This window comes from Mycolicibacterium madagascariense (genome assembly GCF_010729665.1).
GTDB lineage: Bacteria > Actinomycetota > Actinomycetes > Mycobacteriales > Mycobacteriaceae > Mycobacterium > Mycobacterium madagascariense.
The window spans coordinates 2,433,116-2,447,702 of sequence record NZ_AP022610.1 but is presented as its reverse complement, the minus strand read 5'-3'; the positions used below and the strand labels follow the sequence as shown (position 1 = coordinate 2,447,702).

Genomic DNA, 14,587 nt, shown 5'->3' with positions numbered 1-14,587 from the left:
CCCGACGCCTAGTTCTGGCCCAAATCCGCTGAGCGACTTGCCAATTCGGCACGCGTCCGCACGCCCAGCTTGCGGTACACGCTGCTGAGGTTGTGCTCGACGGTCTTGGGGCTGATGAACAGCGCCGAGGCGATGTCCTTGTTGGACAGGCCCGCGGCCGCCGACCGTGCCACCCGCAGTTCGGACGGGGTCAGGTCGGAGTCGGTGACGCGAGGCGCGTCGGCCCTGCCCAACTCGACGCCAACTCGGTTGGCCCACAACGGCATACCGAGATCTCGAAACGTGGTCAACGCCTCGCGCAGAGTCGCCGCGGCAGCGTTCTTCTTGCGCTGACGGCGCAGCACCTGGCCGAGGAAGAGTTGCGTGCGGGCCCGCTCGCACGGCATGGGCAGGCGTTCGTGGTGGGCCATGGCTTGCTGCAGGGTGGCCTCGGCGTGACCCAGGTCCCCGGCGGCGGCGTACAGCATGCTCCGACACCGCGACCCCGTGGCCAATATCCACGGTCGCTGCGACTCGACGCCGTTGGCCTCCATCGACTCGACGAGCGGCGCGGCCTCCTCGAGCCGGCCGAGCGCCACCATCGCCTCGACCGCGTCGGGCAGATACGACGTCGGGAAGATGCCCTGCGCGCCCATGCCGACGGCGCCGTCGAGCAGTGGCGCCAACACCTTCAGCGTCTCCTCGTGCCTGCCCAGCGACAGTTCGAGGAAGCCGAGCGTGATCAGCGGCCACACCTCGAGGAACGCCGCCCCACACTGGCGGGCGCCGGCGATGGCGATGCGGGCGTCTTCGCGAGCAGTGCGTTCGCGCCCCAGGTAGGCCGAGGCCAGTGCGCGCTGCGTGCGCCCGATCACGACCGGGTAGCCGCGGCCGACGCTCTCCCCGCGCCGCAGCACGTCCTCGGCGACGTCCGCCGCCACCGAGTAGCGGCCCAGCCACGTGTAGACCATCGACAGATGTCCGGCGACGTAGACGAGGTCGGAGTCCGAACCCATCTCCACGCAGCGCCGCCGGGCGGCGATCAGTCCCACCAGGGCCTCGTCGAGACGTCCCATCCACGATGCGGTGACGGCGTCGGCGACACTGGCGCGAAACTGTGCCGAGACGTCGGGGTCGGGCACCTCGAGGTCCAGCGCGCGACGCATCGCCGCTTCGTCCCTGGGGCCGCCGTGTGCGCAGTCCAGCATGATGCGCAGCGCGATCGCCTGACTGATCAGCTTGGGATCACCGCAGCGCTCCGCATCGGCGACCGCGGCGTGCGCGCTGCTCCTGGCGGCGTCACGGCTACCGGTCATGGACTGCGCGCGCGATCGCCACAGCTGCGCCTCGACCGACACGGCCGGATCGTCGACGGGTTGCGCGACGGCCTCGTCGAGTATCGGCAGGGCGCCGGCGTAGTCGTAGTCACCCATCCGGGCCGATCCGAGCAGGGTCAGCGCGGCCGCGCGCGTCGATCCCGCCTCGAAGCGGTTCAGACCCGCCTCGATCAGCCGACGTGCCCGGCGCGAATCACCCGCTCGCAGATGCTGTTCGGCGGCGCTGAGCCGCCGCGCCGGGGTGTCACCGCCGAGTCCGATGGCTAGTTCGTACAGGTCGGCCGCCGCCGCGGCGGCCCCCCGCTCGATGGCCGCCACCGCGGCCTCGTCGAGGGCGTGCAGGGTGTCGGGGTCCGCGGTCGAGGACCCCAGCGCCATGTGACGGGCCTTGAGCTCGGGTTGCTCCTCGACGTCGGCCAGCCGGCGGTGCATCCGGCGACGGCGGACGGGGCCCGCGTGGGTGTAGATGCCGCGGGCCAGCAGCGGGTGGGCGAAGCGCACGTGATCGCCGTCGCGCCGGACGATGCCCTCGCGCTCGGGGCCGTGGAGCATTCCGGCGACCCGCTCGACGGAAACGCCCGCGGCGCGGGCAAGGAGATCGACCGTGGGGTCGGTGACCGAACACGCGGCCAGCAGCAGGTCGCCGATCTCGCCGTCGAAGTGCTGGGTGCGCAGCCGGACGAGCTCGGTCAGCGTGCTCGGCAGCGCCGAGTCGACGATCGCCGACCGGTCGTCCACGCCGCGCGCCAGCTCCAGCGCGTAGAAGGGGTTGCCACCGGACACCTCGGCGATGCGCACCATTGTCGGTCGGGGGAAAGCCTTGCCGAACCGGTCGAGGATCATCGTGTGCAGGGCCCCGAGGCTCAGCGGACCGACGCGCACGCGACTCACCGCCTCGGGTGTCGCGAGGTGCAGCCAGTGGGCGGGGTCGGGTTCGGTCGCGTGCGCCCGCGCGGTGAGCAGCATCGCGACGCGCCCGGTGACCCTCGGCGCGGCGAAGGACAGCACCGCCCGACTCGACACGTCCAACCACTGGGCGTCGTCGATGGCGAGCAGGACCGGTAGCTCGGTGGCGAGCGCCGAGACGACCGCCGCCACCGCCGACCCGGTCACCCGCTGATCGGTGGGAGGCCCCTCGGTGCCCGTCCGCAGCAGTACCCGGTCCAGCGCGAGGCGCTGCAGTTCGGGGAGCCCGGCGAGTACCTCGGGCTCGACGTCGTCGAGCAGATCGGCGATCGCCGCGTACGCGAGCACCGACTCGGCTTCGTCGGCGCGCGTGGACAGCACGCGGAACCCCCACTCCTCGGCGCGGGTCACGCCGTGGAGCCACAGCGTGGTCTTGCCGATTCCCGGCTCGCCGAGGATGACCAGTGCCGACGGCGCGCGGTCGGCGGCGACCAGCAGGTCGTCCACCGCCTGGCGCTCCCGCGAGCGACTCGCCGTTGCCAAGGGCACCCGACCATCATGGCAGTCAGCAAAGGTTCCCGCAGCAGCGCGGGCGATCTGACGCCACTGCCGGTACCGTGATCGGCCATTGTCATGACCGTTGTCGCACCAGGCCGGGCGGAATTACTCACCGAAACCGTCGGGTTTGGCAATCGAATGGCCGGGTGGGCCACCACGGGTCGAGGTGGGCGGCCGCTCGCCGGAGCCCGCGACGTCGACACGCCGCCGGAGCGGCCGCGGACGGTCAATTCGCCGCTCGTAGCGGCAGTTCCCCACACTGTCGTTACAATGGTCAACGGCGGCCGCACACGGATGGCGGTGAGTATCCAAGCCGATATCGACGCCATCATCGAACAGCCGACGTTTAACGGTGGTGCACGCCCACGCCACCGAGTCTCGCAAGACCGAAGGGGTGCACGTGGCAGCGACGAAGGTAAGCCCGGCGATCGACGAGCCGGTGAAGCGCACCGCCACGAAGGCCCCCGCGAAGAAGGCCGCGCCCAAGACCGCCAACGGCAGCGCACCCGCCAAGCGCGCGGCGAAGGCCCCCGCGAAGAAGGCCGCCAAGGCGGCAGGCCCCGCCGGCCGCGGCAAGAAGGCCGTCGAGGGCGACGACGTCGTCGCGACGGACGTGCTCGAGACCACCGACGACCTCGACGCCGAACCCGACGAGGATCTCGAGGTCGAAGCCGACCTCGAACTGGAAGACCTCGAGGTCGAGGTCGACGACACCGCTGACGAGGCCGTGGTGCCCGCCGACGGCAAGGCCGTCAAGGACGGCGCCGACGACGACATCGCCGAGCCCTCCGAGAAGGACAAGGCCTCCGGCGACTTCGTCTGGGACGAAGAGGAATCCGAGGCGCTGCGGCAGGCCCGTAAGGACGCCGAGCTCACCGCGTCCGCGGACTCGGTGCGCGCCTACCTCAAGCAGATCGGCAAGGTCGCCCTCCTCAACGCCGAAGAGGAAGTCGAGCTCGCCAAGCGCATCGAAGCGGGCCTCTACGCCACCCAGTTGATGGCCGAGATGGCCGACAAGGGCGAGAAGCTGACGACCGCGCAGCGGCGCGACTACCTGTGGATCTGCCGCGACGGCGACCGCGCGAAGAACCACCTCCTCGAAGCCAACCTGCGCCTGGTGGTCTCCCTGGCCAAGCGCTACACCGGACGCGGCATGGCGTTCCTCGACCTGATCCAGGAAGGCAACCTGGGCCTCATCCGTGCGGTCGAGAAGTTCGACTACACCAAGGGATACAAGTTCTCGACGTACGCCACGTGGTGGATTCGTCAGGCCATCACCCGCGCCATGGCCGACCAGGCCCGCACCATCCGCATCCCGGTGCACATGGTCGAGGTCATCAACAAGCTGGGTCGCATCCAGCGCGAGCTGCTGCAGGACCTGGGTCGCGAGCCGACGCCGGAAGAGCTCGCCAAGGAAATGGACATCACGCCCGAGAAGGTGCTGGAGATCCAGCAGTACGCGCGCGAGCCCATCTCACTCGACCAGACCATCGGCGACGAGGGCGACAGCCAGCTCGGCGACTTCATCGAGGACTCCGAGGCCGTCGTGGCCGTGGACGCGGTGTCGTTCACGCTGCTGCAGGACCAGTTGCAGTCGGTGCTCGAGACGCTGTCCGAGCGCGAGGCGGGCGTCGTGCGGTTGCGGTTCGGCCTCACCGACGGTCAGCCGCGCACCCTCGACGAGATCGGCCAGGTTTACGGCGTCACGCGCGAGCGCATCCGCCAGATCGAATCGAAGACGATGAGCAAGCTGCGCCACCCCAGCCGCTCGCAGGTGCTGCGCGACTACCTGGACTAGTCGATACGTTCGGTATCGACGTGCGGTGGTCGGAGAACAGCACCGCAGATTCGTTCTCGCGCAACCACATTCAGGCGCGCGCCGAGGGACGCCTTCGCCACGTGCGTCTACCGCCCGTTCAGCATCGTCAAGGCGGCGCTGGCGGCATAGGTGCGGGAGCGGCGAGGGCCGGTGCACCTCACTCCCGTCCCCGCCGCGACCCCCGGCAGACCGCACGTGGATCTCGCCCACCTCAGAGAACAGCACTAGCGGTTGCACGATGGGCACGGGTGGGTAGCCCTGCGGCATGACCGATTCGAAGACCACCGAGGAATTGCTGGCCCTCGAACACGAGGGGTGGAAGTCACTGAGTGATGGCACCGGCGACCGGTTCTACGGCGACCTGATGATCGAGGACGGGCTCATGGTGCTGGCCAACGGGATGGTGATGGATCGCGACACCGTCGTCGCGGCCCTCGGCCAGTCGCCACCATGGACGCGCTACGAGATCGACGACGCGCGCCTCATCACGATCGGAGACGACACCGCAGCGCTGGTGTACACCGGGACGGGATGGCGCGATGGCGCAGACGCGCCGTTCGTCGGCGCAATGTCCTCGGTGTATCAGCGCACCGGTGGCTCGTGGAAGCTCGCGTTGTACCAGCAGTCGGCCAAGTCCTGACATTCGCACCAGCAGCCAGTGAGCCACCACGCCGGGGTAAAGGGGGCCCTCGCGCGGGCACGCCGATCTCCCGCCGACGCCGCAGCTGAGTGGGCCTAGCGATTGGGCGTGGATCTACGGCCTCACGGCGCGAGGGGTTGCCCAGTCCGGGATATTGGCGCCCGCACGGCCGCCCGGCCACGCGTATTTTCCTGCGTGAATGGGTCTCTAGTGCGCGACTACCTGGAGGTCTATCGCCGCTCGCGCACCTTGTAGGTCGCTGCCCACGATTCGCGCGACTCGTCGCCGGTGAGCGGGGTGCCCGCACTGCCGAGGTTGACGTCGTAAGCCTCCATGCCGGCGCCGACCTCCCGCTCGACCTTCTCGCGAGCCAGGTAGTACAGCTCGTCGATTGCCAGCTCGCGGAACGCGACGAATGACGTCCGTCGCACCACTCCCGGGTTGGCGGCAGCGCTGATGGCGCGCTCGGAGAGGATGCGCGACGCCACCGCGGCGACACCAAAGGCCAGCACCGGGATGCCCCACGTGCCGACCGTTGCAGGCACGCCGCGCCATGGCGCGATGGCAGTCGCGGCGGACGCCACCGTCATCACCGCGGCCGCGACCGCCCAGATGCGGGTCGCCAGGACGCGCATCGTGGCGAACTCCTCGCTGCGCGAGGGATCCGTCGGCGGCCCGACGACGGCGAACGCCCGAACCATGGGCGTGCCGGTGACCGCACAGAAGAGCGTCGTGGCCAACAGGCCGCCGTAGCTGACCACGGGACCCCACGCCGTCGCGACGGTGCCACCGCCGAGCGTGCCCATGATGGTCACGGCGACAAAGGTTGCAGCCGAACCGATTTGGATCGCCTGCACGGGGGTGCCCGTGACCCGATCTGCGAGCAGGGCACCCGCGGCGAGGACGAGGGCGACCATTGCGGCGACCGCGGACGGGAGATTGCCGTCGAGCACCCAGTAGACGATCCACGGCGCGAATCCAGCCAAAGTTCCCACGTTTCGGGAGTTTACGGACGCCCCACCGTCGGCGGGGCGGAACGTGCGTCGACGACGCGGGTTCGGCGATAGCGTCGTGCCATGCCGCCACGCAGACTCGACGTCTCATCGGGATCACCGTTCGAAACCGCCGTCGGGTACTCGCGCGCGGTGCGCGTCGGACCGCTCGTCGTCGTGGCGGGCACCACCGCCCCGGGTGCCGACGCGGCCACGCAGACGCGAGAGGCGCTCCGCTGCATCGAAACTGCCCTCGCCGAGGCGGGCGCCGCCCTCGCCGACGTCGTGCGCACCCGGATGTTCGTGACCGACATTGCCCTCTGGCAGGAGATCGGCGCGGTCCACGCCGAGGTCTTCGCAACGGTGCGCCCCGTGTCGACCATGGTCGAGGTCTCCGCCTTGATCTCCCCCGACCTCGTGGTGGAGATCGAAGTCGACGCCTACGTCTGCGAGTGAGTCAGCGGCGCGAACGTGCCATCGGCGGCAGGAAGATACGGCGTGACGTCGACCACGGCCCGCACCGGTAAGGGCCCGTAGAGGTGCGGGAAGGTCATCGCCTCCGGATCGGTCGGCACCCCTGGCTCCCATCGAACGGGGGCCGTCAACTCGTCGGGATCGAGCCGCAGCAGGAGCATGTCGTGACGGCCCGCGTACAGCCTCGTGGCGGGCAGGTGCACTTGATCGCGGGACGAAAGGTGCACGAAGCCTTGCTCGCCCAGCGATGGCGGCCGCCGCTCGCCGGAACCGACGGCGTCCTCCCACTCGTCGACGGTGCACAAGTGGAACAGCTCTGTGGGCGACGTCATCATCAGGTCAGTTTGCCGTGCCCGCAATGTGGGGATTAGGTGAGACACGACACACCGGTTAACGACCGGGGAACAAGGCCGGAAGCGAAAACGTCTGAGAGAGTGGACGTACGCACGAAGCAGATATGGAGGAGGCGCCATGAACGCAACTCTGATGAGCCCCGAACTTACTCGGGCTGATCGCTGCGACCGGTGCGGCGCTGCCGCCCGAGTGCGTGCGAAGCTGCCGTCCGGCGCCGTGTTGCTCTTTTGCCAGCATCACGCCAACGAGCACGAGGCCAAGTTGGTCGAGCTCGCGGCGGTGCTCGAGAGCAGCCCCGCCGACGCCTAGAGCGACGCGCTGAGCGATGACGTCCCGCACCGCGGGGCGTCTTCGTGAATGCTGGTCTGGTCATGAACGACCCCACTCAGCCGGCACGGCCCACTCGCCATCACGCGTGGCGCATGCTCAAACGCACCCTGTCCAAGAGTTGGGACGACTCCATCTTCTCGGAGTCGGCACAGGCGGCCTTCTGGTGCGCGCTATCCCTGCCCCCGCTCCTGCTCGGCATGCTCGGCAGCCTGGCCTACGTGGCGCCCCTCTTCGGGCCCACCACGTTGCAGACGATCCAGCTGCGGCTGGTGAGCACGGCGAGAAATCTTTTCTCGAGCAACGTCGTCAACGAGATCATTCAGCCGACAGTCGCCGACATCGTCGCCGGCGCGCGCGGCGAGGTGGTGTCACTCGGGTTCGTCATCTCGTTGTGGGCGGGGTCCTCGGCGGTCTCCGCATTCGTCGACTCCGTCGTGGAGGCCCACGATCAGACCGAACTGCGCCACCCCGTCCGACAGCGGTTCTATGCCCTCGGTCTGTACGTCGTGGGCTTGGTGTTCATCATCGCCACCGCGCCGCTGCTGGCGATCGGACCGACGAAGATCGCCCAGCACATCCCCGAGAGTTGGCAGTACTTCCTGAGTTACGGCTACTACCCGGTGTTGTTCGTGGGCCTCGTCATCGCGGTCAACGTCCTCTACCGGGTGTCGCTGCCGAATCCGCTTCCCTCACACCGACTTCTGTACGGCTCGGTGCTCGCCGCGATCGTCTTCCTGGTCGCCACCCTCGGCCTGCGGGTGTACCTGACGTGGATCACTGGCACCGGCTACACCTACGGCGCACTCGCGACGCCGATCGCGTTCCTGCTGTTCGCGTTCTTCCTGGGCTTCTCGATCATGATGGGCGCCGAACTCAACGCGGCGATTCAAGAGGAGTGGCCCGCGCCAGACACCCACGCCAACCGCCTGCGGGACTGGTTGGGTGAGCGCGCCGGCAACGGCACCGAGGCGCCCGCAGGTCCTCAGGACGCGGACGGGCGGGACGCCGACGCCGGCGACCGGCCGCCGACTATTTCTTGAGGCTCTGGTAGATCCGCTGGCAGTCCGGGCACACCGGCGAACCCGGCTTGGCCGACTTCGTCACGGGGAACACCTCGCCGCACAGCGCCACGACGTGCGTGCCCTCCACGGCGCTCTGGACGATCTTGTCCTTCTTGACGTAGTGGAAGACCTTGGGGCCGTCGTCGTCGGTACCGTCGTCGACCCGTTCGTCGGTCTCGGTGCGTTCGATGGTCTGGGTGTCCATGACCATCATTGTGCCCGGGATGCGATCGGTAAGAAACCGGACAGTTCCCAGCCGTTTCCCCACCGTCGGTGTGTGGAACAGTAGAGACATGAAACAAAGCCCTGAGCTGAGTTTCGACGACGAAGGTCGACCAGTCCTCATCACACGCGCTGCGGAACCCTACGAGGATCAGCATCGCGAGCGGGTCCGCAGGTATCTGAAGATCATGTCGTGGCGCGTGCCCGTCTTCCTCTGCGCGGCGGCCGCCTACGGGATCTGGCACAACGGATTGATCTCACTGGGCATCCTGATCGCGTCGATTCCCCTGCCGTGGATTGCCGTGCTGATCGCCAACGACCGACCACCGCGCCGCGCCGAAGAACCCCGGCGGTATCAGGACCGCGGCCGCATTCCCCTCTTCCCCACCGCCGCGCGGCCCGCAATCGAGGCGCGCATCGAATCCACGCCGCAACCGGACTCCGCACAATGGCGGCACGACGTTCCCTGATCTGAGGAAGATGGCTCCTTTCTCAGGAGAATCTCAGGTCTTGGCCGAATAACTGCAGGTCAGAAGGTGTGAAACGGACAAGGCGCGGGAACTCCTGGAACGACTAGAGCGTTAGAGCTCATGACAGTTCCAGTAGAGCAGGAGGCCGTAATGGCAAACGCCACCGCAAGCCGTATCGACACCGATTTGGACTCGCAGAGCCCAGCCGCGGACCTCGTCCGGGTCTACCTCAACGGGATCGGCAAGACGGCTCTGCTCAACGCGGCCGACGAGGTCGAGCTCGCCAAGCGCATCGAGGCCGGGCTCTACGCGCAGCACCTCCTCGACACCAAGAAGCGACTCGGCGACGCCCGCAAGCGCGAACTGGCGGCCGTGGTGCGTGACGGTGAGGCGGCTCGCCGGCATCTCCTCGAGGCGAACCTGCGCCTGGTGGTCTCCCTGGCCAAGCGGTACACCGGCCGCGGCATGCCGCTGCTCGACCTGATCCAGGAGGGCAACCTGGGGTTGATCCGGGCGATGGAGAAATTCGACTACGCCAAGGGATTCAAGTTCTCGACCTACGCGACCTGGTGGATCCGGCAGGCCATCACCCGTGGCATGGCCGACCAGAGCCGCACCATCCGGCTTCCCGTCCACCTCGTCGAGCAGGTCAACAAGCTCGCGCGGATCAAGCGGGAGATGCACCAGAACCTCGGGCGTGACGCCAGCGACGAGGAACTGGCCGAGGAGTCCGGCATCCCCGCCGAGAAGATCGCCGACCTGCTGTCCCACAGCCGCGACCCGGTAAGCCTCGACATGCCGGTCGGCAGTGACGAGGAGGCTCCCCTCGGCGACTTCATCGAGGACGCCGAGGCGATGTCCGCAGAGAACGCGGTGATCTCGGAGCTGCTGCACACCGACATCCGGCACGTGCTGGCGACGCTGGACGAGCGCGAGCAGCAGGTCATCCGGCTCCGGTTCGGCCTGGACGACGGCCAGCCACGCACGCTCGACCAGATCGGCAAGCTGTTCGGACTGTCGCGCGAGCGCGTGCGCCAGATCGAGCGCGAGGTCATGGCGAAGCTGCGCCAGGGCGAGCGTGCCGAGCGTCTGCGGTCCTACGCCAGCTAAGACCCCCGACTTCCCCACGAGTGATGCCCGCCGCGCCCCGCGGCGGGCATCGCGCCGTCTTCGGGGCGTGCGCTGATGCAGGCCACGGCGCGGCGGTGGGGATCACACCGTGTCGCCAGTAGGTTGCACCCCAGTTCAGGCGCCGTGACCGGTAGACTCGGCAAGCAATGGAGGGCGGCGAATGAACGATCTGATCGATACCACCGAGATGTACCTGCGGACGATCTATGACCTCGAGGAAGAAGGCGTCGTACCCCTGCGAGCCCGCATCGCCGAGCGGCTCGAGCAGAGCGGCCCCACCGTCAGCCAGACGGTCTCGCGCATGGAGCGCGACGGACTGCTGCACGTCGCGGGAGACCGCCACCTCGAGCTGACCGACAAGGGCCGCGCGCTCGCCGTATCGGTCATGCGCAAGCACCGGCTAGCCGAACGGCTGCTCGTCGACGTCATCGGACTGCCGTGGGAAGAAGTCCACGCCGAGGCCTGCCGCTGGGAGCACGTCATGAGCGAGGACGTCGAGCGCCGCTTGGTGCAGGTTCTCGACAACCCGACCACCTCCCCCTTCGGCAACCCGATTCCCGGGCTGTCCGAATTGGGCGTCACGGGTTCGGGTTCCGACGACGTCAGCCTGGTGCGACTGACCGAGCTGCCCTCGGGTTTTCCCGTGGCGGTGCGCGTCCGTCAGCTCACCGAGCACGTCCAGGGCGACGTCGAGCTGATCGCCCGCCTGAAGGACGCGGGCGTGGTGCCCAATGCCCGCGTCACCGTCCAGGTCAGCGATCACGGCGGGGTGATGATCGTCATCCCCGGTCACGAGCAGGTCGAACTCCCCCATCACATGGCCCACGCCGTGCGGGTCGAGAAGGTCTAGCCGACGCGCGTGCGCGGCCCGCCAGGATGCGGCGGCAAGCGCACCCCCATCCGCTTGGCCAGCCGGTGTCCGGTCTGGGCGAGTTCGCGGATCTGCTCCGGTCGCATGCCCGTCTGCAGGGCCTGATCGAGCATGCGCGCCATGCGATGCTCCTCGTCACTGCGCAGCGCCGCCTCGAGCGACACCCCGGCCAACGGCCCGTCACCCCGCGCATACGCCGAAAAGGCAAGCTGCACAATGGCTTCCACCCGCCACGGGTCCGGCAGCGTGCGCGCCAGCAGCGCCCACAGCGCCTCGGCCGCACCCGCCTCCGGCCCGACCGCCAATGCGTAGAGCACGTCGCGGACGCGGGTGTCGGTGACGCCCCAGGCCAGCCGCACGAGGTCGGCGTCGGCGGGGGGCACGCCGCGAGCCAGCCGGCGCGCGGACGCGACGGCGTGTTCGACGTCGCGGCGCGCGGCGGCCCTGGGCCGGCGATCACCGTCGTGTTCGGCGAGGACCATCGCCGCCCGCAGCGCCTCCGTCCGCGCGGGATCGGCCGTCGCGATCACGTCTTCGAGGTCGGTCCGGCGCGCATGGAGCGCACGGCCGCCGAGGACCGCGGCGGCCGCCATCGGCGAGGACCGGGGATCCTCGATCCGTCCCCACCCGGGTCGGCCGTCGAGGCTGAGCCACTGCCCGCCCGCCTCGACCCGGTCGGCGACGAAGGCGCCGAGGAGTTCGACGTCGCGCGCGGCCAGCATGGTGGTCAACGCCGCGACGAGGCACCGGTGCTCCTCCAGGCACGCTCGGCAGGACATTCCGTCGTCGTCCACGATGACGGCGAGGGCACCGTCGGGCTCGGCCGCCGCCGCCACCTCGGCGAGGTGGTCCAGCGAGTCGACCAGTTCCTCGGAGAGGTCGACGCGCATCACGCACGACAGCTGACCGTCCTCGACGGTCACGATCGTCAGGGAGTGCTCGGGTACGAAGCCGAGCACCGCAGGGAGCGCGGCAATCAACGCGCCGGGCTTGTTGAGATGGTCGTCGGAAGCTCTGAAGGTCGCCATGCACGACAACCTCCCAGCCCCCACCCACGAAAACCGGCCCGCACCCGCCGTACGGGCTCCTCCTGTGGACGAAATGCGCCCTGTGGATGGCGGAGCGATGTTCACGCGGTGTTGACGTACTCGCCATGCAGGATGGCGGCGGGCGGCGTACACCTGTTCCTCATGAGCTCCATGCAGGAATTCGACCTCGTCGTCATCGGCTCGGGCCCCGGCGGACAGAAGGCCGCCATCGCCGCCGCCAAACTCGGCAAATCCGTCGCCGTCATCGAACGCGGGCTGATGCTCGGTGGCGTCTGCGTGAACACCGGCACGATTCCGTCGAAGACGTTGCGTGAGGCCGTCGTCTACCTCACCGGCATGAGCCAGCGCGAACTGTACGGCGCCAGCTACCGCGTGAAGGAGAAGATCACGCCCGCCGACCTGCTCGCCCGCACGCGGCACGTCATCGGCAGGGAGATCGACGTCGTGCGCTCGCAGCTCATGCGCAACAGGGTCGAACTGTACGTCGGGCACGCCCACTTCATCGACGCCCACACCCTGAAGGTGGAGGATCCCAACCGCGCCGAGAGCATCTCCGTGTCCGGCCGCAACATCGTCATCGCGACGGGCACCAAACCACTGCGGCCGAGCGGGGTGGAGTTCGACGACTCCCGGGTGCTCGACTCCGACGGCATCCTCGACCTCAAGACCATTCCCACGTCGATGGTGGTGGTCGGCGCCGGCGTCATCGGCATCGAGTACGCGTCGATGTTCGCCGCGCTGGGCACCAAGGTGACCGTGGTCGAGAAGCGCCCGACCATGCTCGACTTCTGCGACCCCGAGATCGTCGAGGCGCTGCGCTTCCACCTGCGCGACCTGGCGGTCACCTTCCGCTTCGGCGAGGAGGTCACCGCCGTCGACGTCGGCGCCTCGGGCACCGTCACCACGCTCGCCAGCGGTAAGCAGATTCCCGCCGAGACCGTGATGTACTCGGCCGGGCGGCAGGGCCAGACCGAGGACCTGGATCTCGAGGCGGCGGGCCTGGAAGCCGACGCGCGCGGCCGGATCTTCGTCGACGACGACTACCAGACGAAGGTCGACCACATCTACGCCGTCGGCGACGTCATCGGCTTCCCCGCGCTGGCCGCGACGTCGATGGACCAGGGCAGGCTCGCTGCCTACCACGCATTCGGCGAGCCCTGCAAGGGCATGACCGCGCTGCAGCCGATCGGCATCTACTCCATCCCGGAGGTGTCCTACGTCGGAGCCAGCGAGGTCGATCTGACGAAGGACTCGATCCCCTACGAGGTGGGCGTGTCGCGCTACCGCGAGCTCGCCCGCGGCCAGATCGCCGGGGACTCCTACGGGATGCTCAAGCTCCTGGTGTCCACCGAGGACCTGACGCTGCTGGGTGTCCACATCTTCGGCAGCAACGCCACCGAGATGGTGCACATCGGCCAGGCCGTCATGGGCTGCGGGGGCACCGTCGAATACCTGGTCGACGCGGTGTTCAACTACCCCACGTTCTCCGAGGCGTACAAGGTCGCCGCATTGGACGTCATGAACAAGCTGCGCGCACTGGCCCAATTCAGAGCCTGATCAGCACCCGTCGGCGTAGGAGCCGGGCACGGAGTCGCCTGCGCCACCGGCCTCGGCCCGGGCAACCAGTCGCGTGATCGCCGCGTCGAACGGCGCGGCGTAGGAGACGTTCTCCTGACACCCCCCGCCCTGCAGTCCGCCCGTGACGCCGACGACGGTGTCACCGCTCAGCCACGGCGCCCCGCTGGTCCCGTCGACCAGGCCCCCGCACCGCAGTGACGGGTAGCCCTGGTCGCGGGCGGACAGGGCGCCGAAGCAGCCGATGGGACCGCCCCCGACACCCGTGGCGTATCCCGTCACGGCGACGTCGGTGCCGACCGGAGGCGTCGGGCCGACGACGAATCCGCCGCCCGAGGCCGCCTCGAGCGATCCGCGCGCGCCGTGGCTGACGCTGACGACCGCAAAGTCGGCAAGGGGGTCTTCGCGCGCCGTCCACCGCGGATCGAGGTAGATGCGGTCGATGTGCCAGAAATCCGGCGTCACGCTGTCGGTATAGGCCGGGGCAAACCAGTTGTCCGGGCCGTCGGCCATGCAGTGCGCCGCGGTCAGCACCAGGTCACCCGTCGCCGAGTGCAGCACCGATCCGGTGCACGAATGGGTCGTCGTACCACCCACGAAGATCGCGCCGATCCGCGGATCGGGCGGGACGGGATCGGCCGTCACCGTCACGGCGCGGGCGTTGCGGATCAGCGGCGACGGAGGGGACGCCGACTTGCCGTGCGTCGCGGCGGGACCGCTGCACGACGTGATCGCGGCCGCCACGACGGCGAGCAGAACGAGTCGTGAACGGCGCATGGGGACCGATCTTGCCGCACGAAACTGGAAGCGGCATGGGGA

The 14,587-nt window shown here is 68.9% G+C and carries 15 protein-coding genes; 9 read left to right on the top strand and 6 right to left on the bottom strand.

Going from position 1 to position 14,587, the window contains the following annotated elements; genetic code table 11:
- Window positions 1-8: 8 nt before the first annotated feature.
- Window positions 9-2,771: an AAA family ATPase gene (locus G6N60_RS11655; protein WP_246240581.1), complete on the bottom strand. Its 2,763-nt coding sequence runs from the start codon at window positions 2,769-2,771 to the stop codon at window positions 9-11.
- 409 nt (window positions 2,772-3,180) lie between these two features.
- On the opposite strand from G6N60_RS11655, the gene G6N60_RS11650 reads away from it, so the two are divergent.
- Together G6N60_RS11650 and G6N60_RS11645 are read left to right on the top strand one after the other, a co-directional pair.
- The gene (locus tag G6N60_RS11650; RefSeq protein ID WP_246240578.1) at window positions 3,181-4,578 is read left to right on the top strand and encodes an RNA polymerase sigma factor; all 1,398 of its coding nucleotides are present in this window, start codon (window positions 3,181-3,183) and stop codon (window positions 4,576-4,578) included.
- Window positions 4,579-4,864: 286 nt separating this feature from the next.
- The gene (locus G6N60_RS11645) at window positions 4,865-5,239 is read left to right on the top strand and encodes a nuclear transport factor 2 family protein (protein WP_163736885.1); all 375 of its coding nucleotides are present in this window, start codon (window positions 4,865-4,867) and stop codon (window positions 5,237-5,239) included.
- A 230-nt stretch (window positions 5,240-5,469) separates the two neighbouring features.
- Here G6N60_RS11645 and G6N60_RS11640 read toward each other — a convergent pair whose 3' ends face one another.
- Entirely contained in the window at window positions 5,470-6,234 is a 765-nt protein-coding gene (locus G6N60_RS11640; RefSeq protein WP_163736883.1) for a hypothetical protein, read from the bottom strand.
- Window positions 6,235-6,315: 81 nt separating this feature from the next.
- On the opposite strand from G6N60_RS11640, the gene G6N60_RS11635 reads away from it, so the two are divergent.
- On the top strand, window positions 6,316-6,687 hold the full coding sequence (locus G6N60_RS11635) for a Rid family hydrolase (RefSeq protein ID WP_163736880.1): 372 nt from the start codon (window positions 6,316-6,318) through the stop codon (window positions 6,685-6,687).
- Here G6N60_RS11635 and G6N60_RS11630 read toward each other — a convergent pair.
- Window positions 6,672-7,040: a DUF952 domain-containing protein gene (locus G6N60_RS11630; protein WP_163736877.1), complete on the bottom strand. Its 369-nt coding sequence runs from the start codon at window positions 7,038-7,040 to the stop codon at window positions 6,672-6,674. The genes G6N60_RS11635 and G6N60_RS11630 overlap by 16 nt on opposite strands.
- Window positions 7,041-7,176: 136 nt before the next feature.
- Between G6N60_RS11630 and G6N60_RS11625 the strand changes: the two genes are divergently transcribed.
- Entirely contained in the window at window positions 7,177-7,368 is a 192-nt protein-coding gene (locus tag G6N60_RS11625) for a DUF7455 domain-containing protein (protein WP_163736872.1), read from the top strand.
- A 62-nt stretch (window positions 7,369-7,430) separates the two neighbouring features.
- Complete coding sequence (locus G6N60_RS11620; protein WP_163743821.1) at window positions 7,431-8,429, top strand: YihY/virulence factor BrkB family protein; 999 nt, start codon at window positions 7,431-7,433, stop codon at window positions 8,427-8,429.
- On the opposite strand, the gene G6N60_RS11615 is transcribed toward G6N60_RS11620, so the two are convergent.
- Complete coding sequence (locus G6N60_RS11615; RefSeq protein WP_163736869.1) at window positions 8,419-8,655, bottom strand: DUF3039 domain-containing protein; 237 nt, start codon at window positions 8,653-8,655, stop codon at window positions 8,419-8,421. The genes G6N60_RS11620 and G6N60_RS11615 overlap by 11 nt on opposite strands.
- An 88-nt stretch (window positions 8,656-8,743) precedes the next feature.
- Between G6N60_RS11615 and G6N60_RS11610 the strand changes: the two genes are divergently transcribed.
- The 3 genes from G6N60_RS11610 to G6N60_RS11600 all read left to right on the top strand — a co-directional run bounded on the left by G6N60_RS11610 (window position 8,744) and on the right by G6N60_RS11600 (window position 11,123).
- Complete coding sequence (locus tag G6N60_RS11610) at window positions 8,744-9,142, top strand: DUF3099 domain-containing protein (RefSeq protein ID WP_163743819.1); 399 nt, start codon at window positions 8,744-8,746, stop codon at window positions 9,140-9,142.
- Window positions 9,143-9,292: 150 nt separating this feature from the next.
- Window positions 9,293-10,252 (top strand): sigma-70 family RNA polymerase sigma factor, encoded by a 960-nt coding sequence (locus G6N60_RS11605; protein WP_163736866.1) that lies wholly within the window; start codon window positions 9,293-9,295, stop codon window positions 10,250-10,252.
- Between the two features lie 181 nt (window positions 10,253-10,433).
- Entirely contained in the window at window positions 10,434-11,123 is a 690-nt protein-coding gene (locus G6N60_RS11600; protein ID WP_163736861.1) for an iron-dependent transcriptional repressor DtxR, read from the top strand.
- On the opposite strand, the gene G6N60_RS11595 is transcribed toward G6N60_RS11600, so the two are convergent.
- Entirely contained in the window at window positions 11,120-12,172 is a 1,053-nt protein-coding gene (locus G6N60_RS11595) for a DUF4192 domain-containing protein (RefSeq protein WP_163736858.1), read from the bottom strand. The genes G6N60_RS11600 and G6N60_RS11595 overlap by 4 nt on opposite strands.
- Before the next feature lie 162 nt (window positions 12,173-12,334).
- Between G6N60_RS11595 and sthA the strand changes: the two genes are divergently transcribed.
- The gene (gene sthA / locus G6N60_RS11590; protein WP_163736855.1) at window positions 12,335-13,750 is read left to right on the top strand and encodes a Si-specific NAD(P)(+) transhydrogenase; all 1,416 of its coding nucleotides are present in this window, start codon (window positions 12,335-12,337) and stop codon (window positions 13,748-13,750) included.
- Here the strand turns inward: sthA and G6N60_RS11585 are convergent, their stop codons facing one another.
- On the bottom strand, window positions 13,751-14,545 hold the full coding sequence (locus tag G6N60_RS11585) for a trypsin-like serine protease (protein ID WP_163736852.1): 795 nt from the start codon (window positions 14,543-14,545) through the stop codon (window positions 13,751-13,753).
- Window positions 14,546-14,587: the final 42 nt, after the last annotated feature.

What these genes read in the sequence shown, in the direction of transcription:
- G6N60_RS11645 (WP_163736885.1), top strand. Translation starts at nt 4,865, where the DNA reads ATGACCGATTCGAAGACCACCGAGGAATTGCTGGCCCTCGAACACGAG.
- G6N60_RS11635 (WP_163736880.1), top strand. Translation starts at nt 6,316, where the DNA reads ATGCCGCCACGCAGACTCGACGTCTCATCGGGATCACCGTTCGAAACC.
- G6N60_RS11630 (WP_163736877.1), bottom strand. Translation starts at nt 7,040, where the DNA reads ATGATGACGTCGCCCACAGAGCTGTTCCACTTGTGCACCGTCGACGAG.
- G6N60_RS11625 (WP_163736872.1), top strand. Translation starts at nt 7,177, where the DNA reads ATGAACGCAACTCTGATGAGCCCCGAACTTACTCGGGCTGATCGCTGC.
- G6N60_RS11620 (WP_163743821.1), top strand. Translation starts at nt 7,431, where the DNA reads ATGAACGACCCCACTCAGCCGGCACGGCCCACTCGCCATCACGCGTGG.
- G6N60_RS11615 (WP_163736869.1), bottom strand. Translation starts at nt 8,655, where the DNA reads ATGGACACCCAGACCATCGAACGCACCGAGACCGACGAACGGGTCGAC.
- G6N60_RS11610 (WP_163743819.1), top strand. Translation starts at nt 8,744, where the DNA reads ATGAAACAAAGCCCTGAGCTGAGTTTCGACGACGAAGGTCGACCAGTC.
- G6N60_RS11605 (WP_163736866.1), top strand. Translation starts at nt 9,293, where the DNA reads ATGGCAAACGCCACCGCAAGCCGTATCGACACCGATTTGGACTCGCAG.
- G6N60_RS11600 (WP_163736861.1), top strand. Translation starts at nt 10,434, where the DNA reads ATGAACGATCTGATCGATACCACCGAGATGTACCTGCGGACGATCTAT.
- G6N60_RS11595 (WP_163736858.1), bottom strand. Translation starts at nt 12,172, where the DNA reads ATGGCGACCTTCAGAGCTTCCGACGACCATCTCAACAAGCCCGGCGCG.
- sthA (WP_163736855.1), top strand. Translation starts at nt 12,335, where the DNA reads ATGAGCTCCATGCAGGAATTCGACCTCGTCGTCATCGGCTCGGGCCCC.
- G6N60_RS11585 (WP_163736852.1), bottom strand. Translation starts at nt 14,545, where the DNA reads ATGCGCCGTTCACGACTCGTTCTGCTCGCCGTCGTGGCGGCCGCGATC.